A 23,117-nucleotide genomic window follows, 5' to 3' on the forward strand; every position below is an offset into this window, starting at 1 on the left:
CGCCCTCTTTTCGCAAGGGCGGGCGTTTCGATCTTCGGATAGGCCCCAAAGCACCGCCACATCATGTGGCGACGCTTCGGGTCGATCGGCTTAAAGCAGCGGCCGGCTCGGCATGTCGTCCAACGTGACGACGCCGTCATGATTGCGGTCGAGGCGATCGAAGAGCTTGGCAGCAGCGTCTTCCGCTTCCTGCTTGCTGATCTGACCGTTTTCGTCCTTGTCGGCGAAGCGGAAGATCATGGCACCGCGCATGAAGCCACCTTCATGCATGAAGCGGCCGTGCGGCCTGTGGTGGCGATTGCCGTCGCCGCCCTTGTTGTCGTCGTTCTGTGCTTGATCGGTCTTGGACTGATCAGCCGGAGCCTGGCTGTTCTGCGCCTGATCGCCCTGCGGCTGGCCGTTTTGAGCCTTGTCGCCATCAGCCTTGGCGTGCTCGGCCTTCCACTGTTTGATCTGTTCCTTGCGGTAGGCGCGATATTCGCCGGGCGTGATCTGACCGTCATGGTTGACGTCGATCTGGTCGAAGATCTTGTCGACGCCTGCCTTGACCTCATCCTTGGTCAGCTTCATGTCGCCAGGATTGCCGAATTCCTTCAGCATGCGCACGTAAAGGACTTCGGGCGAGAAATGCGGCCTGTGCCAGCGGCCGTGATGCGAGCCGCCCCAGCCATTGCCATCATGAGAGGCGGCGAGCGCGACCTGTGCTGCACCGCCGACAAGCAGGGTTGCGGAAAGTCCGGCCAGAAGAAGTTTTTTCCCGTTCATCGCTTTTCCTTTCGTGACGAGGAATGGTCAAACGATACGGCTGGCCGTCAGAAACGACCAATTAAACCTCTGTAAGGCTGATGAAACTTTCGTAACCCCATCCTAATGAAGGATTAAACCAGCGCCTTGAGGAAGGTCGTCAGGTCGTCGGTCACATAGTCGATGTGGTCGTCTTCGCCGGTCGTGCGCTCCCACCACTCGGTATGGGTCGCCTCGATGTTTTGCGGCACGAGGAGCACCGTCTTCATGCCGAGTGTTTTGGGCACGGTGAGGTTGCGCGGCAGGTCCTCGAACATCGCTGCCTTCTTCGTGTCGACGCGATTGAGGCTCATGAACTTGTCGTAGGTGCTGCCAGCAGGCTTCGGTATGTAATCGGCAGCGACGATATCGAAGATGCCGTCGAAATTGTCGAGAATGCCAAGTGCACCGGCGGTGGTCTCGGCGTGTTTCACGCTGCCGTTGGTGAAGATGAACTTACGCCCCGGGAGCGCCTTGATGGCGGCCGCCAGTTCCGGCTGCGGCGTCAGTGCCGAATAGTCGATCGCATGCGCCCGCTCCAGAAAATCGACCGGATCGATGCCGTGATGGATCATCAGCCCCTGCAGGGTCGTTCCATGCTCCAGATAATACTGCTTCTGCAGCTTGCGCGCATCGTCCCGCTCCATCTGCAGCAGAGCCGAGACGTATGCGGTCATGTTCTTGTCGATCTGCGCGAAGAGATCGACATGATGCGGATAGAGCGTGTTGTCGAGATCGAACACCCAGTCGCGGATGTCGGAAAAATCTGAGGGCTCGGATAGCGTCTTTGTCTGGCTCATGGCTGCGTTATGACACGCCGCCTCAGCCGAGGAAAAGGAAAATATTCATGCTGCGGCATATGGGCCTTGGTGACATTGCCGGTTGATCCAAGGCCGGCTATGATTCCACCATTGATTTTCAAGGTTTTGCTCTATTTGCAAAAGAGGGAACGCCCGCTCTTTCGGGTTGTGGAGAGAAAATTGCCCGGCCGGGCTTTTCGGAAGGGGATACGATGAGTCAGGTGGAAAAGGCGCAGGAGTTTGCGCGGCTGCACAAAAAAGGTGAGCCGCTCGTTCTTTTCAATATTTGGGATGCCGGTTCGGCCAAGGCGGTCACCGAGGCAGGCGCGAAAGCCCTGGCCACCGGAAGCTGGTCGGTTGCTGCGGCCAACGGCTTTGGCGACGGGCAGGCCATTCCGCTATCGCTGCTGGCAGTCACTGCCAAGCTGATTTCGGTGACGAGCCATTTGCCGCTTTCGGTCGATTTCGAGGGCGGTTATGCGGTTGAACCCGAGGAAGTCGCCGCCAATGTCGAAAAGATCATGGATCACGGCGCCATCGGCATCAATTTCGAAGATCAGGTGATTGGCGGCCACGGCGTTCATCCGATCGAGACACAGGTCGCCCGCATCCGCGCCATCAGGGAGATGGCCGATCGGCGCGAAATTCCGTTGTTCATCAATGCGCGCACCGATCTCTTTCTTCAGGAAAGCGATATGGCGCATCATCAGATCCTGCTCGATGATGCCTACAAGCGTGCCGACGCCTTTGCTGAGGCAGGAGCGAGCGGCTTCTTCGCGCCAGGCCTAGTCGACCCGGAACTGATTGGCGCCCTCTGCGAGCGCTCGCCCCTGCCTGTTAACATCATGGTGCGCCCGACGACACCAGATAACCAGACCATGGCCGGACTGGGTGTCAGCCGCATCAGCTATGGCCCTGCACCCTATCGCTCCATCATGGGGATGCTGAAAAGCGAGGCCGAGGCGGTTTATCGGCAGGAATAATCAGCCGAGTTCGGCCTTGGCGGCCAGCACGCGCGCGATGAAATTCTGCACGACGGCGGAGCGTTCATCGCGGCGTGTTGCCAGCGTCAACCGTGCGATCGGCGCGTTGCCGGAGATGGGAACATAGGTGACGCCGGGAACCCGGATTTGAGCTATTGCCGACGGCACCACCGAAACGCCGAGTTCCACGGCGATCAGATTGGCGATCGATGTGATCTCCGGCGCGACCTGCCCGAGGGTGGGTTCGAAGCCTGCTTGCCTGCAGGCGGCGATGATCCCGTCGAACAGGCTCGGCCCGGCGATGCGCGGAAACAGCACGAAGGGCTCACCAGACAGGGCAGATAGAGGCAGACTTGCCGCCCCCGCCAGCGGATGGCCTGAGGGCAGGGCAATCATCATGGCCTCTTCTGCAAGTGCGTTCGACCGGAAAGAGGGTGGATCCGCGTCGCCCGGCCGGATGAAGACTGCATCCAGCTCCTCCGCCTCAAGCCGCTCCAGCAGTCGGGTCGTATGAGCCTCTTCCAATGTCAGATCGATTTCCGGATAGGCGCGGCGAAAACTGCGCACAGATGACGGTACGATCGGACTGAAGGCCGCCGAACCGGTAAAGCCGATCCGCAATCGCCCGAGCTCGCCGCGCGCTGCCCTCAATGCCAAAGCCTTCGCCTGTTCGGCCCTGGCCACGATCGCTTGGGCTTCCGGCAGGAAGACCTGCCCTGCCTCGCTCAGTTCAACGCCATGCGGCAAACGGCGAAACAGCGGCGCACCGATCTCGTCTTCCAGATCGCGGATCTGGTTGCTGAGTGGCGGCTGCCCGATACCTATCCGTCGCGCGGCTCTGGTGAAATTCAACTCCTCGGCGACGGCGAGAAAATATCTGATGTGGCGCAGTTCCATCCGTACTCTTCCAAACTGAGGCGATATATCTTTAAGATATGAACAAAGCCACCGCAATATATTGGACTGGCTGTCGCATCGTCTCCACTTAGGCGGAGCGCAACCGCTCATCCAGCGTGAGCGTGTCAACAGCCAGGAGCCTCCCATGAGTTCGAAACACAGCAAACTATTCCTGATCACCGGCGTCAGCTCCGGCTTCGGTCGAGCCTTCGCCGAAGCGGCGCTCGCCGCCGGCCATCGCGTCGTCGGCACGGTGCGCAATGCCGATGGCAAAGCAGATTTCGAAGTGATCGCGCCGGAGCGGGCCAAAGCCATGCTTCTCGATGTAACCGATTTCGATGCGATCGAGCCTGCGGTTGCCCGTATCGAGGCGGAGACGGGGCCGATCGACGTCTTGATCAACAACGCCGGCTACGGCCACGAAGGTACGCTTGAGGAATCGTCGCTTGGCGAGATGCGGCGCCAGTTCGATGTCAACGTTTTCGGAGCCGTTGCGATGATCAAGGCGCTATTGCCCTTCATGCGTGGTCGTCGCGCCGGCCACATCGTCAACATCACCTCGATGGGCGGTTTCATCACCATGCCCGGCATTGCCTATTACTGCGGCAGCAAGTTCGCGTTGGAGGGCATCAGCGAGGTATTGGCGAAAGAAGTGAAGGGCTTCGGCATCCATGTGACCGCTGTTGCGCCCGGCTCCTTCCGCACAGATTGGGCGGGCCGCTCCATGGTGCGCTCCGGCCGCAGCATCGCCGACTATGATGAGTTGTTCGATCCGATCCGGAAGGCACGCGAAGAAAAGAACGGCAATCAGGCCGGCGATCCACAAAAGGCTGCCGCCGCCATATTGGCGCTGGTCGCGTCCGAAAATCCGCCTGTTCACCTGCTGCTGGGAACGGACGCGCTGAACCTGGTGCGGGGGAAGCTCGCTGCCTTCAGCGAGGAGATTGCCGCCTGGGAAGATCTGACCCGCTCAACCGATTTCGGTTGAGCGCATCGCATCGGGCAATGAAAAGATACGCCCTTAGCCCGCTCGGGGAGGGCGTATGTTCTTTACGGAACGATCAGCGTGCCGGCGCCGCGTTCGGTGAAGATTTCGAGCAGGACCGAGTGCGCCGTCTTGCCGTTGAGAATGACGACGCCCTGGACGCCGGCCTTGATGGCGTCGATGCAGGTCTCGACCTTCGGGATCATGCCGCCGGAAATCGTGCCGTCGGCAATCAGCGCATGCGCCTGGGCGACGGAAAGTTCCTTGATGAGCTGGCCCTGCTTATCGAGGACGCCTGGAACATCCGTCAGGAAGAGCAGGCGCGTGGCGCTGAGAGCGCCGGCAATCGCGCCGGCAAAGGTATCGGCGTTGATGTTGTAGGTCGCGCCGTCGCGGCCGGGAGCAACCGGCGCGATGACGGGGATCATCTCGGACTTGGCAAGCAGGTCGAGCAGCGTGCGGTCGACTTCGACCACTTCGCCGACGAAGCCGAGATCGAGTACGCGCTCGATGTTGGAATCCGGATCCTTGACGGTCTTGTGCGCCTTTTCGGCGAAGACCATGTTGCCGTCCTTGCCGCAAAGGCCGATCGCCCATTCGCCGGTCTGATTGATCAGCGCGACGATTTCCTTGTTGATCGAGCCGGCGAGCACCATTTCGACGATCTCGACCGTCTTGGCGTCTGTGACGCGCAAGCCGCCTTCGAACTTCGACTCGATGCCCATCTTCGTCAGCATGGCGCCGATCTGCGGGCCGCCGCCATGAACGACGATCGGGTTGACGCCCGATTGCTTCAAGAGCGCGATATCGGCTGCGAAGGCCTTGCCGAGCTCGACGTTGCCCATGGCGTGACCACCGTATTTCACGACGATGGTCTTGTTTTCGTAACGCTGCATGTAGGGCAGCGCCTGTGCGAGCAGGCTGGCTTGGAGTTCGCTGTGGGCTTCGGACATGGTGCACCCTTCGAAAATGTTCGCGGCCTTTTATCTCAAGTTTTTAACAGAGGGAATAATGATGTCGGCATAAGTTGATGCTGTGTCACAATAGCGCTGTCAAAATTGATCGCCTCGGTGCGCTTGCCTGGGCGCAGTTTTGTCTTAAAGATGATCCAGGCGTCTAAGCGGGGTGTTGGATGGCGAGCGACGAGACGGAAGCGCTGATCGGCCGCGTCGCCATGCGTGACCAAAAGGCCTTTGCGACGCTCTACAAACGCACCAACCCGAAACTCTTTGGTGTTTGCCTGCGTATCATAGGCAATAGGACGGACGCGGAAGAGATCTTGCAGGAAGTCTACGTCAAGATATGGCAGCGTGCGGAGCAGTTTGCCCCTTCGGAAGGCCCGGCTATGCCCTGGTTGGCGGCGATCGCACGCAACCGATCCATCGATTTCGTTCGTGCCCGCAAGCCGGTTGCCGACGAAATCGACACCGCATACGATCTTGCCGACACAGAACCGGATCCGGAAGAACAAGCAATCGTGAAGGGAGAGGGCAGGCGGATTGACAGGTGCATGGAAGAGTTGGAAGCTGATCGCGCCCGGGCTGTTCGCAGCGCTTATGTCGAGGGCTTGAGCTACCAGGAACTCGCCGATCAACACTCGGTACCGTTGAATACCATGCGCACCTGGCTGCGCCGGAGCCTGATCAGACTAAGAGAGTGCATGGACCGATGAGTACGCCCGATCAAAGCAAGGGAGGCCGCTCCCGCGATGAAGTCCTGGCCGGAGAATACGTGCTTGGCGTGCTTTCATTGGAGGATCGGCAGAAGGTCGAGCGCCGCATGCGCAGCGACCGTCAGTTTGCCGCCATCGTCAGCCGCTGGGAGCAAAACCTTTCGGAATTCAACGAGGAATACGAAACGGCAACGCCGGCGACCTCGGTATATCCAAAGATAGAGAAACGAATTTTCGGCGATGCTGCGCGAGGCGCTCATCTTTGGAATTCCATCCTGCTCTGGCGTTCCGTCGCCTTCGCGTCCTTGTTTCTGACTGCGGGCGTACTGGTTTTCACGATCACCAATGAGGCTGCGTTGCGCCCGGCTCCGGGTAAGCAGCTCACGGCATCACTTTCCGGCCAGAACAGCGCCATCAATCTCCTTGCCAATTATGATGTCGCCAACGGGCGTTTGAAGATCACGCCGGTTGCCGCGGGCAAACCGGAAGAGAAGTCGCTGGAACTCTGGCTGATTCGCGGCAGCGACCCGGCCGAGGCTTTGGGCATTCTGCCGCAGACCGGCGAAGGCGAAATCAGCCTGCCGCCGGAACTTCACGGTAAATTGACCGAAGGTGCCATCATCGCCGTCAGCGTCGAGCCCTTCGGCGGCTCGCCGACCGGTAAACCCACAGGCGACGTGGTGGCATCGGGCACAATCCATCTCCCCTGACGAAATCTTCCTTTTAAAAACAATCGCGGCTGAAACTCTTATTCATACGCCTCCGTACCTTCTTCTGACCCCGCCCGATCGGGGCGAAAAAGAGGAAGAGGAAAAGTTATGATCAAGACCGTGATTCGCATCGGCGCATTGGCTGCAATGGTTTCGGCCGGAGCGAGCCTGGCCTACGCCAAGGACCCCATGGTGGGCGGGGCAGCGATGTATGCGAGCAAGAACATCATCCAGAACGCCGTCAACTCGAAGGACCATACGACGCTGGTTGCCGCCGTGAAGGCAGCAGGGCTTGTGGACACGCTCGAAGGCAAAGGCCCCTTCACCGTTTTCGCGCCGACCAATGAAGCCTTCAAGCAGCTGCCTCCGGGCACGGTCGACACCCTGTTGAAGCCCGAGAACAAGGCAACGCTGGTCAAGGTGTTGACTTGCCATGTCGTCGCCGGTGACGATATGGCCGCCGCCCTCAAGAAATGGGCGATGAGCAAGGGCGGCGAGTACGATCTGAAAACGGTCGGCGGCTGCACCATCAAGGCCATGGAAAAAGGCGGCAAGCTGACGCTGACCGACGAGGCCGGCGGCACCGCTCACATCACCATCGCCGACGTCAAGCAGTCGAACGGCGTCATCCATGTCGTCGACAAGGTGCTGTTGCCGAAGATGTGATCCTCCGCGGCAACACGGCCGCCGTTCCCGCCAAATGGCTCGGGAGCGGCGGCCTCATCGCATGAATTTTAACTGATCAGACGGCGATTCCGACCGTCAGGCCGATGGCCTCGCGCAATTCCTGAAGGCCGGCGCCTTTTTCAGAAGATGTGGCGAGGATGCCGGGATAGGCTGCGGGGCGCTTGCGGATTTTTTCGGCTGTGTCGGCGAGCAGCTTTGGCAGGCCCGCTTCCTTGATCTTGTCCGTCTTCGTGAGCACGATCTGATAGGAAACGGCCGCCTTGTCGAGCAGGTCCAGCACGTCGGCATCGTTCTTCTTGATGCCGTGGCGGCTGTCGATAAGCACATAGACGCGCTTCAGCGTCGTGCGTCCCCGAAGATAGTCGAATACCAGCTTCGTCCAGGCATCGACTTGGTCCTTCGGCGCTTCCGCATAGCCATAGCCGGGCATGTCCACCAGCGCCATCGGCGGCAGATCGCCGCTCTCGCCGGAAAAGCCATCCGGAACGAAATAGTTGAGTTCCTGCGTGCGCCCCGGCGTATTCGAGGTTCGTGCCAGCCCCTTGTGTCCGACCAGGGCATTGATCAGCGACGATTTGCCGACATTCGAGCGTCCCGCGAAGGCCACTTCGAACGGCCCTTCCGGCGGCAGGAACTTCATCGACGGCACGCCACGGATGAAGATCCACGGACGGCCGAAAAGCGGCTTGTCGTCTTTTGTCGTCTGGTCTGCCATGCTCTCTGTCTTTTACTGGGATGATGGGACTGGCTTCGGGGTTTTATCCGTGAAAGTCAAGTTTTGATCGCTGGACAGGGTTTGGCTGGCGCGTTCGCGTCTTCTGAATTTGACGCCTCCAGCGCAAAATCCGCAATTGCTGCACCGCAGAGCCGCATAAGTCGTGCTAAGGCTCGATGCCATGAAAACGACCACGGAACAGAACTATCGTCGGCGCATAGCGCGGGTCATCGAGGCGATCATGGTCGATCCCTCGGCGCCGCATTCCGTCGAAAGCCTTGCCGCAGTGGCCCGCTTCTCCCCCTTTCATTTTCACCGGCTCTACCGCGCCATGACTGGCGAAAGCGTTGCCGCCACCATACGCAGGGTGCGGCTTGCGCAGGCGGCGTATCAATTGGCCGTGAGCCCTGCCTCGATAACCGAGACGGCCTTGGAGGCTGGCTATGACAGCTCGCAGAGCTTTGCTCGCGCCTTTCGCAGCCTCACGGGCCTCACCCCGACGGCTTTCCAGCAGCAACAGCAATCGATTGCGGCAAACCTGCCATCGGTGACGATCGGCGATCATCCGCCCGCAAGGATATACGGCTTGCATCACGAGGGTCCGGCGCAAACCATCCCGCATACCTACCGTCGCCTCGCGCAGACGCTGTCGGAGCGAGGACTGGCGTGGAGCGATCTGACAAGGATCGGTGTCGGATCCGGCGATCCGGAGCAGGGGGAGGGGGAGGGGTTTAGCTACTTTGCCGGTGTCGTTCTTCCGCTGGAAAGTACGGCACTGGAAGGGCTGGAGCGCTACGATCTGCCCGGCGGCCGCTATGCATGCTACAGGCTGATGGGATCTTACGCGCTTATTTCCTCCACCTTTCAGACGCTGTTCGGCAGCTGGTTGCCGCAAAGCGGCTTTGAGCCCGACGACCGCCCGGTTATCGAAGTCTATCTCAACCATCCGGCCACGGTGATGGAGCATGAGATTGCCACCGAGCTGCTGATCCCGCTTCGCAGCGCCGACACGACTTAACGCTCTATATCCTTCGACATCTCGATCCCTGATATGCGGCTGACCGTGAAGCGGTCTGCCGAAGCCTTTCATTTTTGCCTTTCACCACCCTGTTCGGAGAAGAAAATGCGCATTACGAAAATCGGCTTTCTCATCGCCTTCGCCTTGGTGACGACATCGGTCCGGGCCGCGGGACTGGCATCGATCGACGTCCCGGCGAACGGAGACGGTCCTGCTCTTAAAGCTTTCGTCTGGTCGCCATGTGCGATGCCGCCAGGTGAGGTCAAGCTGGGGCCGGTCACGCTGCCCGCCGTTCGCGGCTGCCCGATCGCCGGGAGCAAGTTGCCATTGGTGATCATCTCGCATGGACACGGCGGCGGCTCCCTCAATCATCACGACACTGCTGAGGCGCTTGCGGATGCAGGCTTCCTTGTGGTCGCGGTGAACCATCCGGGCGATAACTTTTCCGATCTGAGCCGGGCGGGCGACATCTCGATCATGTTTCAGCGGCCGACGGATATAAAGCGCCTGATCGATTTCATCATCGGCAAATGGCCGGAGGCGGCAAAGATCGATACCGACCGAATCGGCTTCTTCGGCTTTTCGCGCGGCGGCTATACCGGCCTTGTGCTCGCCGGCGCTGTGCCCGATTTTCGCGACCCCAAGGTTCCCTGTCCCGAGCCTGCTCCCATCTGCGGCGAAATCCGCCGGAACGAGATACCCGCAAAGCCGCTTGCCCGTGACGGGCGCATAAAGGCATTCGTCCTTGCCGATCCGTTGAGCTTTTTTTCGAACAAGGAAAGCTTGAAAGCGGTCGGCGCTCCCATCCAGCTCTGGAGTTCCGAGCATGGCGGCGATGGCGTGCTGCCGGAAAGCAATGCGGCGCTGGCCGCCAATCTACCCGGCAAGCCGGATTTCCATGTCGTGCCCGCCTCCGCGCACTTCGCCTTCCTGGCACCATGCCCGCCTGCCTTGGCTGGATCGCAGCCGGAGATCTGCCGCGATCAGGAAGGGTTCGACAGGGCGGCGTTTCACAAGGCTTTCGATGCGGAGATCGTGGCCTTCTTCCGTCAGCATCTCGGTGCGAGCGGCACGCAATAACCGCTGTCATCAGGCGGCGGCCTCATCGCATCACAAACCATGTGCCGAAAGAGAAAAGCCCCGCCGAAGCGGGGCTTTTCTTTTTATTTCGATGGTGCCGGTTTTCGTTTGAACAGGCCCTTCAGATTGTCGAAGAGCTCTACCTTCACGCCATGGCGCCGCATGATGATCGACTGCTGGATGACCGAAAGCGTGTTGTTCCAGGCCCAATAGATCACGAGACCAGCTGGGAAGCTTGCCAGCATGAACATGAATACCAGCGGCATCCAGTTGAAGATCATTGCCTGCGTCGGGTCCGGCGGCGTCGGGTTCATGCGCATCTGGAAGAACATGGTGACACCCATGATCAGCGGCCAGACGCCGAGATGCAGGAAGGTCGGGGCTACGAAAGGCAGCAGGCCGAACAGGTTGACGATCGAGGTCGGATCCGGAGCGGAAAGGTCCTGGATCCAGCCGAAGAACGGCGCATGGCGCATCTCGATGGTGATGTAGATCACCTTGTAGAGCGAGAAGAAGATCGGAATCTGCAGAAGTACCGGCCAGCAACCCGCGATCGGGTTGATCTTCTCTTCCTTGTAGAGCTGCATCGTCGCCTGCTGCAGGCCCATGCGGTCGTCGCCGAACTTGGCCTTCAGCTCTTCCATCTTCGGCTGCATGCGCTTCATGTTCGCCATGGAGGCGTATTGCTTGCTGGCGAGCGGGAAGAACAGCGCCTTGACGACGATGGTGGTGCAAAGGATGGCAACGCCGAAATTGCCGAAGAAGCGGAAGAAGAAGTCCATCAGCTTAAACATCGGCTTGGTGATGAAGTAGAACCAACCCCAGTCGATCAGGCGGTCGAAGCGCGGGATCGAGTAGCTGGTCTCGTAGCGGTCGATGACCGGAACTTCCTTGGCGCCGGCGAAGATGAGGTTCTTCAGCTCGATCGACTGGCTGGGAGCGACGGTGATCGCATCCTGTTTGTAATCGGCCTGGTAGCGCGGCGTGCCGTCGGCGAAATGCGAGAAGCGGGCGTCATAGGCCGTCGACTGCGGCGGTACGATGGTTGCGGCCCAGTACTTGTCGGTCATGCCGAGCCAGCCGCCGGTCGACTTGGCCGGCGTCGTGGCTTCCTTTTCGGTCGCCGCATATTTGGTTTCGATCAGGCCGTCATCGCCGATGACGCCGATGAAGCCTTCGTGCAGCACGTAGGCGGAAGGCGTCTCAGGCTTGTTGTAGCGGGTAACGCGGCCGTAGCTCGACAGAGAAACCGGAGCCTGGCTGCTGTTGGCGATCTTGTCGGTGATCGTGAACATATAGCGATCGTCGACGGAGATGGTACGCGAGAACGTCACGCCCTTGTCGTTGGTGTAGGACAGGGTGACAGGCGTCTTGTCGGTCAGCTTGTCGCCGCTTGCGAGCTTCCACACCGTCGAGGGGCCGGGAACGGCGCCGGTCGCGTCGTTGCCGACATAACCGAGTTCGGTGAAGTAGCCGTCCTTGGTGTCGGCCGGGCTGAACAGCGTGATGATCGGGCTGCTCTTGTCGACGGTCTCGTGATAGCTCTTCAGGCGCAGATCGTCGAGACGCGCACCTTCCAGGTTGATGGAACCGGCAAGTGCAGGCGTATCGATGACAACGCGCGAGGATGCCGTCTTCTCGACGGACTGGTCACGGGTCAGGACCGTCTGCGCAGTCTGGCCGCCGGCCGGCAGCGAACCGTTCACCGTGCCACCTGCGGCTGTTGTCTGCGTCTGCTGAGCCTGTTGCGACTGCTGCTGCAGCTTGGCGGCCTGCTCGGCCTGGCGCTGCGCTTCTAGACGCGGGTTCATATAGAAAAACTGCCAGCCGAGAACAATCAGCACGGACAGTGCAATTGCAATGAAGTAATTGCGTTTGTTTTCCATCATACTTTCCTGGAGCGGTCCGTTTCCGACCGCCGATGTTTCGGCCTGGTTTCGATGCGGCTTACGAGTTCGCTTGCCAGTTTTTCGAAAGGTGCGGTCAGCACATCGCGCCGCGCGACAACCACATAGTCGTGTCCGGGCTGCATTGCAAACCCGGCATGAAGCCGCACAGCTTCTTTCAGCCTGCGCCGCATGCGGTTGCGCTCCACTGCGTTGCCATGTTTTTTGGTAACGGTAAAACCAACGCGGGGGTCGGCGTCGGCGAGCTTGCGGTCCAGCATTTCTAGCAGGAAGAAGCCGCCTCTGCGCTTCTCGCCTTCACGGACTGCAAGGAACTGCGGCCGGCTTTTCAGCCGCCCGACAGTCTTTTTGGGTCGTTCATTCGTCAATTGCCCGCCATCCTCGACTATCGGGCATTTCGGCCGTTAGGCCGAAAGACGCTTGCGGCCGCGGCTGCGGCGAGCGGAAAGAACCGCACGGCCGCCCTTGGTAGCCATACGGGAACGGAAGCCGTGGCGGCGCTTGCGGACAAGCTTGGATGGTTGGTAGGTACGCTTCATTTATTTAAACACCGCGGAGTGCGGCCCTTCTTGAGCTTTGCTTCAATAGCAAGGAGCGTTGTTGATTATGACGAACGGACTTGGCCCGCAAATGCAGGCTCTATGACCGAACGTGCGCGGGCTTATAAGGATCGCGACCCCTAAAGTCAATTATATCGGCACAGATTCCTTGAAATCCGGGGTCAAGGACTGGTGATAGGTGGCTGTTGCGGCGTTCGGCCGATCGATGCCGTTGTTGCAATACAAATCAGGGAACGCTGAAATACAATAGGGAAGAGGATCCAAAATCCGGGTAATTTGACTTAAATTGCCGCAAGATAACATTAATGAATTTGGCCGATATCTAGACCCATATACTGGCAAATTCGCCGATTTTTGGCGGTGCTGCCAGCTTTTGGGGGGATATCTTGAAAATTCGCGGCAAAGTTAACCTGCTTGTACTCGTCATGACCGGGGCAGCGCTCCTGATCGGTGCCACCACTCTTTATGCGCTGCGTCAATATGATCAGAGACTGCAGAGTTACGAGCAGACCGCCAGCCGCGCCTATATGGGCGAGCGCCTCAATCGCTACGTAACCGCGGTGGTCATGGAAGCCCGCGGGATCTATGCGGCCGCGTCGGCCAAGGATTCGAAGAGCTTCGCCGATGGGCTGATGGTCGATCTTGATGAAATCGACAGAGTCCTGACTGCCTGGTCGCCTCTGGTGCCGGAGGCTCAGAAGGCCACGTTCTCCAAGCTTCAGGCTCGCGCCCAGGAGTTTCGCGGCTTCCGCACGGAGACGGCCCGCCTGGGCGTGACCGATGGTCCGGACGCCGCCGGCAAGCAGGGCAATAACGAGGCGAACCGCGCCAATCGCAAAGCTTTCCAGGCCGAGATCGATGCCATCGTTCAGGCCGACAAGGCTGAGCTTGCAAAGGCCGAAGCCGAGATCGCGGTCTTCCACAAAAACATTCTGTGGGTCGTCCTGAGCATCATGATTGCCGGCATCGGCGCAGGCGTGGGCCTGGGCGCCTATATCGGCACCGTTCATCTCAGCCGCCCGATCCGCAAGGTGACGGACGCGATCAAGAAGGTTGCCGACGGCCAGTTCGATATTGAAGTCCCGTTTGCGGGCCGCCACGATGAAATCGGCGAAATGGCCGCCGCCGTCGACGTGTTCAAGGAAAACGGCAACGCCGTGCGCCGCATGAATGCCGAGGAAATGGCCATGCGTGCCCGAAGCGACGAGCTTCAGTCCAGCATGTCGCTGGCCGTTTCCGCTGCCGCCGCCGGCGATTTCAGCCGCCGCATCGATAAGGACTACGGCGACGCCAGTCTCAATCGCTTCGCCAGCAACGTGAACGAATTGCTTGTCAGCGTCGATGTCGGCATCGGCGAAGTTCGCCGCGTCATCGCAAGTCTGGCCGATGGCGACCTGACGCAATCCATGAAGGGCGAATTCCAGGGGGCCTTCGCCGAGCTGCAGCAGAACGTCAACGCGACGCTTGCGACACTCAAGAGCACCATGCGCGAAGTGCGTGAGACCACCGGCTCGATCAACTCCAACACCAACGAGCTTCGTCACGCCAGCGACGATCTCTCCAAGCGCACGGAGCAACAGGCAGCCGCCCTCGAGGAAACTTCGGCGGCGCTCGATGAGATTACCTCCGTCGTCCAGAATTCGACCGAGCGTGCTCGCGAGGCGAGCGTGATGGTGAGCGAAGCCAAGGACGATGCCGCTCGTTCCGGTACGGTCGTTCGAAATGCGATCGACGCAATGGGGCGCATCGAGCAGGCATCCGGCGAAATCAGCCAGATCATCGGTGTCATCGACGACATCGCCTTCCAGACCAATCTGCTGGCGCTGAACGCCGGTGTCGAGGCAGCGCGCGCCGGCGATGCCGGCAAGGGCTTTGCCGTCGTCGCCCAGGAGGTGCGCGAGCTTGCGCAGCGCTCTGCGACAGCGGCCAAGGATATCAAGGCGCTGATCAGCAAGTCGGGCGATCAGGTGCAGGTCGGCGTCAAGCTGGTGCAGGCAACGGGTGAAGCACTGTCGACCATCGAGGGCCGGGTGCTCAAGATCAACGACCATATCCATTCCATCGCAACCGCAGCCCGCGAGCAGGCAACCGGTCTGTCGGAAGTGAACAATGCCGTCAACCAGATGGACGAGGTCACGCAGCGCAACGCCGCCATGGTCGAGGAAACCTCGGCCGCGACCCACCGGCTCGCCGGTGGGGCCGATGGTCTCGTGCGTCTCGTCTCGCGCTTCAAGGTCGATGAGCACGCCATGTCCGCTCCGGTGCCCGCGCGCGCCGAAACGCATCGTCCGACAGCCTCGCCCGCGCGCCGGATGATCGACAAGGTGGCAACGGCATTCGGCGGCAATGCTGGCCGCGCGACCGCTGCCGCTGCTGCCGCGCAGAATTGGGAAGAGTTCTGATCTCTTTGCGATAGGGGAGAGAAGCGGCTGCGCCGGGCGTGGCCGCTCTCCTTGCCAAGGCTATCGGGCCTCCCGATCGGGACTCGATTGGAAAAAAGCCCACAATCGCCTATTATACCGTTTCGACAAGTCGCCATCAGGTCGCTTTGCGGCGAAGCGGGACAATTGAAATGGACAGTGAGCAGGGCGGAAACGTCGCAAAGGACGGCAAGGCCGGGAAGATCGGTCTAGCCAGGCTTTGCAGGCCGACCGGTATTTTCGGCGGCCTCTCGGGCAAGCTCCTCATTCTCACCGTCGTTTTCATGTCATTGGCGGAAGTGCTTATTTTCGTGCCCTCCGTCGCCAATATGCGGCTGCGCTGGCTGGAAGATCGCTTGAGCACGGCTGCCGCCGCCGCCATCGCCATCGACGGCTTGCAGACAGCCGAATTGCCGCGCGCGCTGCAGAAGGAAACATTGATGGCGACGGGGACGCGGGCCATCGTTCTCCGTAAGGACGGCACCTCACGCCTGTTGGCAACCGCCGAAATGCCGGCTTCGGTCGACGACATGTATGATCTGAGCGATGTGTCGCAGCTGACGGCCATCAAGGACGCGCTCGACACTTTGGTCTTCGGCGGCAACCGCATCATCCGTGTTTTCGGCCCCGTCGGCGGCGACGCCGGTACAGGCATCGAAGTGGTGCTGAAGGACACGCGCCTGCGCAACGCCATGCTTGCCTATTCGCGCAGCGTCTTCCTCGTTTCCATCCTGATTTCGCTCTTTACCGCCACGCTGATCTTCTTTGCGATCAACCGCATCATGATCCGTCCGATCCGCCGTCTCACCGACAGCATGCAGGCCTATTCGGATGACCCCGAAGATCCCGGCCGTATTCTCGTGCCCGATCGGGGTCGCGATGAACTCGCGGTTGCCGGCCGTCATCTCGCCGCGATGCAGACCCAGCTGCAGAAAACGCTGAAGCAGCAGAAGAATCTCGCCGCCCTCGGCCTCGCCGTTTCGAAGATCAATCACGACATGCGCAATATCCTGTCCGCCGCACAGCTGATGTCGGACAGACTGGTCGATGTCGATGACCCGATGGTGAAGCGCTTCGCGCCGAAGCTGCTGCGTACCATCGACCGCGCCGTCGGCTATACGACCGAGGTGCTGTCCTATGGCCAGACTTCCGAATCGGCACCGCGCCGGCGCAAGCTTCACCTCGTCGAGCTGATTGCCGAGGTTCGGGACATACTGGCGATCGATCCGGACAGCGGCGTCGAGTTCGTCGAGCAGCTCAATTCCGATCTTGAAGTCGATGCCGATAGCGAGCAGCTGTTCCGCGTCATTCACAATCTCTGCCGCAATGCCCACCAGGCGCTGATTGCCTTTAGCGATGCGGAACCTGGAAGCATAAAGCGCATCACGGTCTCTGCGCATCGAATCGGCAGCGTTGTCAGCATCACCGTCGACGACACCGGTCCGGGTATGCCGCAGAAGGCGCGCGAGAACCTCTTCACCGCCTTCCGCGGCTCCGCTCGCTCCGGCGGCACCGGCCTCGGCCTGGCGATCGCCCGGGAGCTCGTGCTTGCCCATGGCGGCACCATTGCGTTGGTAGAAAAACCAGCCGCCGGAACGCAATTCCGCATCGAAATTCCGGACCGCCCCGTATCTCTCGACGATTATCGCAGTCGGAGCTTGCAAGAAATATAATATTTTTCAGTAGCTTATCGATATCTTGAACGAAAATCGCGATCTTTTTCACAAATCCACTTGCATTCCCCCAAGGGACCCTTTAGAGAACCGCCACACCGAACGGTTTCTTCCGTTTCGGCACGCACCCGTAGCTCAGCTGGATAGAGCACCAGACTACGAATCTGGGGGTCAGGAGTTCGAATCTCTTCGGGTGCGCCATTCTTTCTTCAAAGCTTTTTGCTGATTGTTGAGGCTGCGGTGGCCGCGTTGAGCGCACCGCCGACTGTGGCTTAGCAAGCTTTCTGTCGAGCGCGCCTCTCGCTCGCCATCAGTGAAACTGACGGACTTCTACCGGCGCCCTGCAGGCGATCGCAGCCTTGCGCCCCCAGGTCAGCGCTTCTTCCTTGTCGGCGCATTCGAGCACCCAGAAGCCGCCCACATAGTCCGTGGTCTTCAGGAACGGGCCATTCGTCACCAGCACATCGCCGTTGGGCTGAGGGCGCAGCGACGTTGCTGTGCTTGCCGCATGCATGCCGCCGACGAAAATCCTGATACCCGCAGCCTTCATCTCATCATTGAGCCTGTCGATATCGGCGTGCATTGCGTCGTCCTCCATTGTCGAGGGGTCGTAGTCAGCGGGATGGTGGATGGCGACCAGATACTGTGTCATGACGTCTCCTCTCGAAGTTGTCGGGCAGGCCGGTTGTCTGCCTCCACTAGATGACGACTGAAGTGGCCGGGAGCCGACAGGCTCTCGTCAAATTTTCTCGCGCTGGCAGGAATTGCAGCGGCGCGGGTTCAGCCGGACCGCGGCGCTTGATGTCCGTGATCCCTCGCCAGTGGCAGTTCCGGCAGAAACAGCAGAACGACGAGCGCCAACGCCACGATCGCCGTTCCCGTTGCAAAGGTCATCGCAATGGCATGGCGATAGAGCGCGATGGCGGCGGCGTGGGCCTCCGGCGAGGCTGTGGCGAGCTGCTTCATGCCGGCTTCGGTGAGTGACGAGATATGCACGCCTTCAAGCGCACCGCCGGCATTCTGCACGCGATAGGCCAGGATGGCACCCGAGCCTGTGACGCCGATGAGGCCGCCGAGTGAGCGGAAGAAGGCGAGCGTCGCCGTTCCGACGCCGCGATGGGCAAGAGGCAGGGCATTCTGCACTGCAATCGTCATGGTGGGCATGACGAGCCCGAGCCCGAGCCCGAGCCCGAAGACGGCAGGCTCGATGATCCCGAAACCCTGGCTGGTGGCCGCGGCCCAGGAGAGGAATGCGAATGCGACCGTCGCAAGGCTGAGGCCGCAGATCTGTGCGGGCTTGTAGCGTCCGAAGCGATGCAGCAGCACGCGGCCGTTGACCATGGACGAGATGACGACACCGACCATCAACGGGCCGGTCAGCAGGCCGGAATGCGAAGCGCTGACCCCCATCACCATCTGGAAGAACAGCGGAAAGAACAGGCTCGCCCCCAGCATGCCCATGAAGGTCAGTGCGAGCACGATGCAGGCGACAACGAACAGCCGGTTGCGGAAGAGATCCGGCGGCAGCACCGGCTCGGGCTCGCGCCGGACATGAAGGATGAAGAGGCCGCAAAGTACCAGGGCGAGGGCGGACAGTCCGAAAATCTCCGGCGAATTCCAGGCCCATTCGTTGCCGCCGAGCGCCAGCACCAGCAGGAAGCTCGTGGTGCAGCCCGTCAGCAATGCGGCGCCGAGATAGTCGATGCGGCGGCTGTGCGATTGGTGTGGCCGTTTGAGTGCGCGACCGATCATGACGAGGGCGACGGCGCCAATCGGCAGGTTGACGTAGAAGATCCAGTGCCAGGATAGAAGGTCGGTAATGACGCCGCCAACGATCGGACCGATGACGCTGCACACGGCGAAGACGGCTGCGATCGAGCCCTGATTGCGCCCGCGTTTCGCCGGTGGCACGAGGTCGCCGATGATGATCTGCGCAAGCGGCATCAAGCCGCCGGCGCCGATGCCCTGGATCGCCCTGAAGATGATGAGCTGCATCAGCGTCTGCGCCATGCCGCTGAGGACGGAGCCCAGCAGGAAGATCAGGATCGCCGTATAGATCATCGGCTTGCGGCCATACTGGTCGCTGAGCTTGCCATAGAGCGGCATGGTGCTGGTGGAGGCCAGCACATAGGCGCTGACGACCCATGAGAGGTGCGTGAGCCCGCCAAGGTCGCTGACGATGCGGGGCAGAGCCGTCGCGACGATGCTCTGGTCTATGGCGCCAAGGCCGAGCACGATCATCAACCCGAGAATAACAGCCCGGATCTCGCGGCGATCCGGCGGATCGCCGGCGGCGGGCGTTGATTTCGGCACTGCTTGCAGACGCTCGCCGCTCATTGTCCGATCTCCTCAAGCGGCGCGATCGCGGCGCGGATGGCTGCGCGCTGGTCCGGGGACAGTTTGGCCAGCTCGGATGCGAGCCAGTCGGTCCGCTTTCGCTTCATGCTCAATATGAGCCCCTGACCCTTTTCCGTCGCGATCAGGCCGTTGCGACGGCGGTCGCTCGGGTCAGGATCGGACCGCATGATGAGGCCGTCGCGTTCCATCGCCTTCACATGTCCTGATATCGTCGGGCCGCGCAGCTTTTCCATCCGGGCAAGTTCGGCAACGCCGATGCCCGGTTGGCGCATTACGGCGACAAGCAGCAGCGCATGCAGCGGTGACAGCCCCGGATCGTCGCTTTCGCGGCGCAATTGCCGGTAAAGGCGATGCAGGGCAGGGCGCAACGCTTCTGCAAGCGCATGGGCTTCTTCGAGCCCGTGATGGAGGTCGGTGTCGGTCATGGGCTTCATGTCTCAATAAATAGGTAGGCTTCCTATCTATATGCTTGCTGTTCGTACTTGCGCAAGCGATAATATTATGAAACATTTTCAATCATTACGCGTTGTTCATCAGTACTGCGACTCGAGAGGAGAAGAGCTGTGAAACGACTTCTGACAACGGTAACTGTGACTGCATTGAGTGCTTTGCTGGCGCTATCGTCTTTCGATCCGGCCGTTGCGGGACCGATCCAGCCTATGGTTCAGCCGATGGCTGCGCAGGGCAGCGGTCAGCCCGCCAGCATCATCGATGTGCAGTATCGCCATCACAACAGGCATCTTCGTCCACACCATCGTCCTCACTACCGCCCGCATCACCGTCCGCACAATCGGCCCGGTTATTGGCATGGTCATCGCGGCTATCGTCACGCCCGCCCTGGTTATCGCCGCTACAATGACGGCTGGTGGTATCCGATGGCTGCCTTTACCGCCGGTGCGATCGTCGGTGGAGCCGTTTCTCATCCGCCGCGCGGCAGCGCGCATGTCCGCTGGTGTGCCAGCCGGTACAAGACCTATCGCGCTTCCGACAATACCTATCAGCCGACCAACGGCCCCCGTCGCCAGTGCGTCAGCCCGTAAGGGCCGAGGCAAACTTGCGCATGCGCTGAATGTGAAAAGCCCTTCGCCGCGGAGGGCTTTTCGTTATGCCGTTGCCGGCAGGGGCAATCTCAGCCCCGTCAATTGCTCCGAGATATCCCACAACCGTCGCCAAATGGCGGGGTCGCGCGCATGCGCAGCGATCTTGGCACGAGCTGGTGGCCCTTTCAGCTCATAGAAGCCATTGGGGCCATACATGGTGCCACCTTCGGCATCGGGAGAAGTGGCCGCAAAAAGCGTCGGTAGAGCGCCGGCCGCAGCCGATTGCGAGAATATCGGTTCCACCAGTTTTCCGAAGCGCTCCAGAAAGCTAGGCCGGTTGCGGCCCATGCGCGGGCCTGCGCTCTGCAAGCCCGTGACCGCATAGCCGGGATGGGCAGCGAGGCTTTTCAGCTGCCAGCCTTCGGCGCGGGCAGCACGGTCGAGCTCCAGGCTGAATAGCAGCGTTGCGAGCTTCGATTGGCAATAGGCGCGCCAGGGGCCGTAGTTCCGTTGCCATTGCAGATCATCGAAATTGATCCTGCCGCTGCGATGCGCCAGGCTGCTGACGGTGACGACCCGCGAGTTGTCGGCAAGAAAGACTTTGGGCAGCAGCCGCATCGTCCAGGCGAAATGGCCGATATAGTTCGCCCCCATCTGCATCTCGAAGCCGTCCTCCGTTTCATGCCGATCGGGGATCGCCATGACGCCGGCATTGTTGATCAGCAGGTCGATGCGTGGCACGGCAGCTGCGATGCGGGCCGCCGTCCGCGCAACGGAATCGAGGCTGGCGAGATCGAGAGGCTCGAAGGCAATATCTGCGAGGGGTGTCGCCGCGCGGATCGAGGCGAGTGCAGCGGCGCCTTTTCTTTCGTTGCGCGAGGCGATGATGACTTTCGCTCCGGCCCCCGCCAGTGCCTTGGCCGCTTCGTAACCGATGCCGCTATTGGCTCCGGTAATGACCGCTATTCTACCTGTCTGCGGCGGGATATCTTTCACTGTCCAATCCGGCATTGCGAACTCCTGTCGAGAGATTTGGCATCGCCTATTGTAGTTGGTAATTTATTGCACTAAATGCAAATTTATAATTAGTGAAAATATGCAATCAACGAAACGTGCGATAACCCTTGCATATCAGCGTTTCTAGGCGACCTAATGGCGTGGTACGCCTTTGAAATGCCACGCTGCTCGGTCCAGATCATACCTCATTCGAATCGCAGCCGGAGATTGGATTCGCGGAATGACCACAAAGACATCATGCGCAGATTTCGTGCGGTTTTTCCGTTCCTGGGTTAGCGATCCGATGCGGGTTGCAGCAGTCGCGCCGTCGGGCGAACGGCTGGCGAGGCTGATGACGCAGGAGATAAATCCGTTGGACGGCCCCGTGCTCGAACTTGGCCCCGGCACGGGTGTTTTCACGCATGCCCTGCTGGCTCGCGGAATTCCGGAAAGTGCTCTTACGCTCGTCGAATTCGGCGAGGAGTTCGCCGTTCGTTTGCGCGGCCGTTTTCCGCAGGCGCGGGTCGTGCGGATGGATGCGGCGCAGCTCGCCGACTGCGGCCTTTTCGATGACGCACCCTTCGGCGCCGTCGTCAGCGGCCTGCCGCTCCTGTCCATGACGCCTTCGAAGGTCGCGGCCATTGTCGGCGGTGCCTTCGAAACGATGAAGCCGGATGGAGCTTTCTATCAGTTCACCTATGGTCCCCGCTGTCCGGTCCAGCGGACGATCCTCGAAAGCCTCGGCTTGAAGGGCACGCGCATCGGCGGCACCGTCCGCAACATTCCGCCCGCCGGAGTCTACAGGATATCGCGGCAAAATCCGCTCGAGCTCTCGATCGGAGGCTCCAAATATCGTAGCACAGAGGGCGTTGGCGTCGGCGCATTTGCGCAGGATGCCGGCAAGGCCGAAACGGGACGGCCCGAAGCGAGCGCTTGACGCAAGTCCGGCTAGAGTGCAAAGCGGCTTTGCTTTCGGAATGCCTCAGGAAATAAGAGGATAGAGCGTTTTTACGATCCCCGGAAAACGCTCTTGGGGGGAGTGAATGGCGGATCTGTCTGGCATCGAGAGCGCGATGAGGGAAGGCCGGCGCGAACGCAAGCGTCGCCAGACCCGCGAGCGCATCGAAACCACGGCTCTGAAGCTCTTTCTAGATCGTGGCTTTGACACCACCACCATCGAGGATATCACTGAGGCGGCGGATGTTTCCAAGCGCAGCTTCTTCGACTATTTCCCCAGCAAGGAAGATGTCGTTGCCGCCTGGCAGGATGGTTTCTCCGGCGAGCTGGTCGCTGCCGTGGCCGCCCAGCCTGCGGATGCATCGCTAGTCGATGTGATTGAGGCTGCCGTTAAAGCGGCCTTGCATGCAGCCATCTCCGATCCGCAACATCTGGCCATCGCGGTCCTCATCCACGACACGCCCGCGCTCCGCGCCCGCGACCAGCTGAAATATGCCAAGCTTGAAAGAAAGCTCGCGGATGCGCTGCATGCCCGCTGTCACGGCGGAGAGGAGGAGCGCTTCCGCCTGAATGTGCTTGCGGCGGCCGTCGTCAGCGCGCTGCGCATTGGCGGCGAACGCTGGAACGCGACGCGGCAGGATATTTCGCTGGAACAGCTTGCCCGAAGCATGTTCGACGAGCTATGGGCGGCGCTTGCCGATCTGGGCGCCATGGCTCGGCTGCATCGGCCGGATGCATGGTAACCCTATGCCATGGCTCTTCGGCGGCCGTGGTTCGCTCTGACAGCGCGTGCCGAAAAATGTGAGTTCATCCTGCGGCAATACATTGCATATGCCTTTAGTCAGACCCATCTAGTTTAAAGTCGCGACCCAACCC

General features: G+C 60.5%; 24 protein-coding genes and 1 tRNA gene. 13 read left to right on the forward strand and 12 right to left on the reverse strand.

What is annotated here, in order from left to right; translation table 11 throughout:
• Positions 1-90 precede the first annotated feature (90 nt).
• Together ACIQJ2_RS23415 and ACIQJ2_RS23420 are read right to left on the reverse strand one after the other, a co-directional pair.
• Positions 91-765: an EF-hand domain-containing protein gene (locus tag ACIQJ2_RS23415; RefSeq protein ID WP_400673218.1), complete on the reverse strand. Its 675-nt coding sequence runs from the start codon at positions 763-765 to the stop codon at positions 91-93.
• Positions 766-878: 113 nt separating this feature from the next.
• Entirely contained in the window at positions 879-1,583 is a 705-nt protein-coding gene (locus ACIQJ2_RS23420; RefSeq protein ID WP_199150439.1) for a pyrimidine 5'-nucleotidase, read from the reverse strand.
• A 212-nt stretch (positions 1,584-1,795) separates the two neighbouring features.
• Here ACIQJ2_RS23420 and ACIQJ2_RS23425 point away from each other — a divergent pair, with 212 nt between their 5' ends.
• Positions 1,796-2,566, forward strand: coding sequence for an isocitrate lyase/phosphoenolpyruvate mutase family protein (locus ACIQJ2_RS23425; RefSeq protein ID WP_199150440.1), 771 nt, complete (start codon positions 1,796-1,798; stop codon positions 2,564-2,566).
• Here ACIQJ2_RS23425 and ACIQJ2_RS23430 read toward each other — a convergent pair whose 3' ends face one another.
• Complete coding sequence (locus ACIQJ2_RS23430; protein ID WP_400673215.1) at positions 2,567-3,463, reverse strand: LysR family transcriptional regulator; 897 nt, start codon at positions 3,461-3,463, stop codon at positions 2,567-2,569.
• Between the two features lie 145 nt (positions 3,464-3,608).
• Here ACIQJ2_RS23430 and ACIQJ2_RS23435 point away from each other — a divergent pair, with 145 nt between their 5' ends.
• Positions 3,609-4,451, forward strand: a complete 843-nt coding sequence (locus tag ACIQJ2_RS23435; RefSeq protein ID WP_400673213.1) for an oxidoreductase — start codon at positions 3,609-3,611, stop codon at positions 4,449-4,451.
• 62 nt (positions 4,452-4,513) lie between these two features.
• On the opposite strand, the gene argB is transcribed toward ACIQJ2_RS23435, so the two are convergent.
• Positions 4,514-5,401, reverse strand: a complete 888-nt coding sequence (argB, locus tag ACIQJ2_RS23440; protein WP_400673210.1) for an acetylglutamate kinase — start codon at positions 5,399-5,401, stop codon at positions 4,514-4,516.
• 179 nt (positions 5,402-5,580) lie between these two features.
• On the opposite strand from argB, the gene ACIQJ2_RS23445 reads away from it, so the two are divergent.
• From ACIQJ2_RS23445 to ACIQJ2_RS23455, 3 genes are all read left to right on the forward strand, one after another.
• Positions 5,581-6,120, forward strand: coding sequence for a sigma-70 family RNA polymerase sigma factor (locus tag ACIQJ2_RS23445; protein ID WP_400673208.1), 540 nt, complete (start codon positions 5,581-5,583; stop codon positions 6,118-6,120).
• Positions 6,117-6,830 (forward strand): anti-sigma factor domain-containing protein, encoded by a 714-nt coding sequence (locus tag ACIQJ2_RS23450; protein ID WP_199150444.1) that lies wholly within the window; start codon positions 6,117-6,119, stop codon positions 6,828-6,830. The genes ACIQJ2_RS23445 and ACIQJ2_RS23450 overlap by 4 nt, the downstream gene beginning before the upstream one ends.
• A gap of 108 nt (positions 6,831-6,938) precedes the next feature.
• On the forward strand, positions 6,939-7,496 hold the full coding sequence (locus ACIQJ2_RS23455) for a fasciclin domain-containing protein (RefSeq protein ID WP_199150445.1): 558 nt from the start codon (positions 6,939-6,941) through the stop codon (positions 7,494-7,496).
• A gap of 76 nt (positions 7,497-7,572) precedes the next feature.
• Here ACIQJ2_RS23455 and yihA read toward each other — a convergent pair whose 3' ends face one another.
• Positions 7,573-8,232 (reverse strand): ribosome biogenesis GTP-binding protein YihA/YsxC, encoded by a 660-nt coding sequence (gene yihA, locus ACIQJ2_RS23460; RefSeq protein ID WP_199150446.1) that lies wholly within the window; start codon positions 8,230-8,232, stop codon positions 7,573-7,575.
• Positions 8,233-8,413: 181 nt separating this feature from the next.
• Between yihA and ACIQJ2_RS23465 the strand changes: the two genes are divergently transcribed.
• On the forward strand, positions 8,414-9,250 hold the full coding sequence (locus ACIQJ2_RS23465; RefSeq protein ID WP_400673203.1) for a GyrI-like domain-containing protein: 837 nt from the start codon (positions 8,414-8,416) through the stop codon (positions 9,248-9,250).
• Between the two features lie 105 nt (positions 9,251-9,355).
• Entirely contained in the window at positions 9,356-10,330 is a 975-nt protein-coding gene (locus ACIQJ2_RS23470; RefSeq protein WP_400673201.1) for an alpha/beta hydrolase family protein, read from the forward strand.
• An 83-nt stretch (positions 10,331-10,413) separates the two neighbouring features.
• On the opposite strand, the gene yidC is transcribed toward ACIQJ2_RS23470, so the two are convergent.
• From yidC to rpmH, 3 genes are read right to left on the reverse strand one after another with little or no spacing between them, the layout of a single operon-like run.
• A complete protein-coding gene (yidC, locus tag ACIQJ2_RS23475; protein WP_199150450.1) occupies positions 10,414-12,216 on the reverse strand; it encodes a membrane protein insertase YidC in 1,803 nt (600 codons plus the stop codon).
• Positions 12,216-12,605: a ribonuclease P protein component gene (gene rnpA / locus ACIQJ2_RS23480; protein WP_199092748.1), complete on the reverse strand. Its 390-nt coding sequence runs from the start codon at positions 12,603-12,605 to the stop codon at positions 12,216-12,218. The genes yidC and rnpA overlap by 1 nt, the downstream gene beginning before the upstream one ends.
• A gap of 36 nt (positions 12,606-12,641) precedes the next feature.
• The gene (rpmH, locus tag ACIQJ2_RS23485) at positions 12,642-12,776 is read right to left on the reverse strand and encodes a 50S ribosomal protein L34 (RefSeq protein ID WP_034488840.1); all 135 of its coding nucleotides are present in this window, start codon (positions 12,774-12,776) and stop codon (positions 12,642-12,644) included.
• 407 nt (positions 12,777-13,183) lie between these two features.
• Here rpmH and ACIQJ2_RS23490 point away from each other — a divergent pair, with 407 nt between their 5' ends.
• The 3 genes from ACIQJ2_RS23490 (at position 13,184) to ACIQJ2_RS23500 (ending at position 17,091) form a co-directional block, all read left to right on the forward strand.
• Positions 13,184-15,199 (forward strand): methyl-accepting chemotaxis protein, encoded by a 2,016-nt coding sequence (locus ACIQJ2_RS23490; protein ID WP_400673196.1) that lies wholly within the window; start codon positions 13,184-13,186, stop codon positions 15,197-15,199.
• A 170-nt stretch (positions 15,200-15,369) separates the two neighbouring features.
• Positions 15,370-16,890 carry a HAMP domain-containing sensor histidine kinase gene (locus tag ACIQJ2_RS23495; RefSeq protein WP_199148931.1) on the forward strand — a complete coding sequence of 507 codons (1,521 nt, stop codon included), beginning with the start codon at positions 15,370-15,372 and terminating at the stop codon, positions 16,888-16,890.
• A gap of 124 nt (positions 16,891-17,014) precedes the next feature.
• Positions 17,015-17,091 (forward strand) — tRNA-Arg (locus tag ACIQJ2_RS23500).
• A 109-nt stretch (positions 17,092-17,200) separates the two neighbouring features.
• Here the strand turns inward: ACIQJ2_RS23500 and ACIQJ2_RS23505 are convergent.
• The 3 genes from ACIQJ2_RS23505 to ACIQJ2_RS23515 form a co-directional block, all read right to left on the reverse strand.
• The gene (locus ACIQJ2_RS23505; protein ID WP_400673193.1) at positions 17,201-17,542 is read right to left on the reverse strand and encodes a YciI family protein; all 342 of its coding nucleotides are present in this window, start codon (positions 17,540-17,542) and stop codon (positions 17,201-17,203) included.
• A 128-nt stretch (positions 17,543-17,670) separates the two neighbouring features.
• Positions 17,671-19,227 carry an MDR family MFS transporter gene (locus ACIQJ2_RS23510; protein ID WP_400673191.1) on the reverse strand — a complete coding sequence of 519 codons (1,557 nt, stop codon included), beginning with the start codon at positions 19,225-19,227 and terminating at the stop codon, positions 17,671-17,673.
• Positions 19,224-19,673, reverse strand: a complete 450-nt coding sequence (locus ACIQJ2_RS23515; RefSeq protein WP_400673188.1) for a MarR family winged helix-turn-helix transcriptional regulator — start codon at positions 19,671-19,673, stop codon at positions 19,224-19,226. The genes ACIQJ2_RS23510 and ACIQJ2_RS23515 overlap by 4 nt, the downstream gene beginning before the upstream one ends.
• 138 nt (positions 19,674-19,811) lie before the next feature.
• Between ACIQJ2_RS23515 and ACIQJ2_RS23520 the strand changes: the two genes are divergently transcribed.
• Positions 19,812-20,288, forward strand: a complete 477-nt coding sequence (locus ACIQJ2_RS23520) for a BA14K family protein (RefSeq protein ID WP_400673186.1) — start codon at positions 19,812-19,814, stop codon at positions 20,286-20,288.
• 63 nt (positions 20,289-20,351) lie between these two features.
• Here the strand turns inward: ACIQJ2_RS23520 and ACIQJ2_RS23525 are convergent, their stop codons facing one another.
• Positions 20,352-21,299 carry an oxidoreductase gene (locus ACIQJ2_RS23525; RefSeq protein ID WP_400673183.1) on the reverse strand — a complete coding sequence of 316 codons (948 nt, stop codon included), beginning with the start codon at positions 21,297-21,299 and terminating at the stop codon, positions 20,352-20,354.
• Positions 21,300-21,525: 226 nt separating this feature from the next.
• Here ACIQJ2_RS23525 and ACIQJ2_RS23530 point away from each other — a divergent pair, with 226 nt between their 5' ends.
• Positions 21,526-22,221, forward strand: coding sequence for a class I SAM-dependent methyltransferase (locus tag ACIQJ2_RS23530; RefSeq protein WP_400673181.1), 696 nt, complete (start codon positions 21,526-21,528; stop codon positions 22,219-22,221).
• Positions 22,222-22,327: 106 nt separating this feature from the next.
• The gene (locus tag ACIQJ2_RS23535; protein ID WP_400673179.1) at positions 22,328-22,984 is read left to right on the forward strand and encodes a TetR family transcriptional regulator; all 657 of its coding nucleotides are present in this window, start codon (positions 22,328-22,330) and stop codon (positions 22,982-22,984) included.
• Positions 22,985-23,117: the final 133 nt, after the last annotated feature.

This window comes from Rhizobium sp. NPDC092011 (assembly GCF_044756305.1).
GTDB lineage: Bacteria > Pseudomonadota > Alphaproteobacteria > Rhizobiales > Rhizobiaceae > Rhizobium.

Excerpts from the sequence above, each read along its gene's own strand:
- yihA (WP_199150446.1), bottom strand. The coding sequence starts at position 8,232 with ATGGCAGACCAGACGACAAAAGACGACAAGCCGCTTTTCGGCCGTCCG.
- argB (WP_400673210.1), bottom strand. The coding sequence starts at position 5,401 with ATGTCCGAAGCCCACAGCGAACTCCAAGCCAGCCTGCTCGCACAGGCG.
- ACIQJ2_RS23455 (WP_199150445.1), top strand. The coding sequence starts at position 6,939 with ATGATCAAGACCGTGATTCGCATCGGCGCATTGGCTGCAATGGTTTCG.
- ACIQJ2_RS23515 (WP_400673188.1), bottom strand. The coding sequence starts at position 19,673 with ATGACCGACACCGACCTCCATCACGGGCTCGAAGAAGCCCATGCGCTT.
- ACIQJ2_RS23430 (WP_400673215.1), bottom strand. The coding sequence starts at position 3,463 with ATGGAACTGCGCCACATCAGATATTTTCTCGCCGTCGCCGAGGAGTTG.
- ACIQJ2_RS23415 (WP_400673218.1), bottom strand. The coding sequence starts at position 765 with ATGAACGGGAAAAAACTTCTTCTGGCCGGACTTTCCGCAACCCTGCTT.
- yidC (WP_199150450.1), bottom strand. The coding sequence starts at position 12,216 with ATGGAAAACAAACGCAATTACTTCATTGCAATTGCACTGTCCGTGCTG.
- ACIQJ2_RS23535 (WP_400673179.1), top strand. The coding sequence starts at position 22,328 with ATGGCGGATCTGTCTGGCATCGAGAGCGCGATGAGGGAAGGCCGGCGC.
- ACIQJ2_RS23445 (WP_400673208.1), top strand. The coding sequence starts at position 5,581 with ATGGCGAGCGACGAGACGGAAGCGCTGATCGGCCGCGTCGCCATGCGT.
- ACIQJ2_RS23420 (WP_199150439.1), bottom strand. The coding sequence starts at position 1,583 with ATGAGCCAGACAAAGACGCTATCCGAGCCCTCAGATTTTTCCGACATC.
- ACIQJ2_RS23465 (WP_400673203.1), top strand. The coding sequence starts at position 8,414 with ATGAAAACGACCACGGAACAGAACTATCGTCGGCGCATAGCGCGGGTC.
- ACIQJ2_RS23530 (WP_400673181.1), top strand. The coding sequence starts at position 21,526 with ATGACCACAAAGACATCATGCGCAGATTTCGTGCGGTTTTTCCGTTCC.
- ACIQJ2_RS23450 (WP_199150444.1), top strand. The coding sequence starts at position 6,117 with ATGAGTACGCCCGATCAAAGCAAGGGAGGCCGCTCCCGCGATGAAGTC.
- ACIQJ2_RS23525 (WP_400673183.1), bottom strand. The coding sequence starts at position 21,299 with ATGCCGGATTGGACAGTGAAAGATATCCCGCCGCAGACAGGTAGAATA.
- ACIQJ2_RS23470 (WP_400673201.1), top strand. The coding sequence starts at position 9,356 with ATGCGCATTACGAAAATCGGCTTTCTCATCGCCTTCGCCTTGGTGACG.
- ACIQJ2_RS23505 (WP_400673193.1), bottom strand. The coding sequence starts at position 17,542 with ATGACACAGTATCTGGTCGCCATCCACCATCCCGCTGACTACGACCCC.
- rpmH (WP_034488840.1), bottom strand. The coding sequence starts at position 12,776 with ATGAAGCGTACCTACCAACCATCCAAGCTTGTCCGCAAGCGCCGCCAC.
- ACIQJ2_RS23510 (WP_400673191.1), bottom strand. The coding sequence starts at position 19,227 with ATGAGCGGCGAGCGTCTGCAAGCAGTGCCGAAATCAACGCCCGCCGCC.
- ACIQJ2_RS23495 (WP_199148931.1), top strand. The coding sequence starts at position 15,370 with ATGGACAGTGAGCAGGGCGGAAACGTCGCAAAGGACGGCAAGGCCGGG.
- ACIQJ2_RS23435 (WP_400673213.1), top strand. The coding sequence starts at position 3,609 with ATGAGTTCGAAACACAGCAAACTATTCCTGATCACCGGCGTCAGCTCC.
- ACIQJ2_RS23425 (WP_199150440.1), top strand. The coding sequence starts at position 1,796 with ATGAGTCAGGTGGAAAAGGCGCAGGAGTTTGCGCGGCTGCACAAAAAA.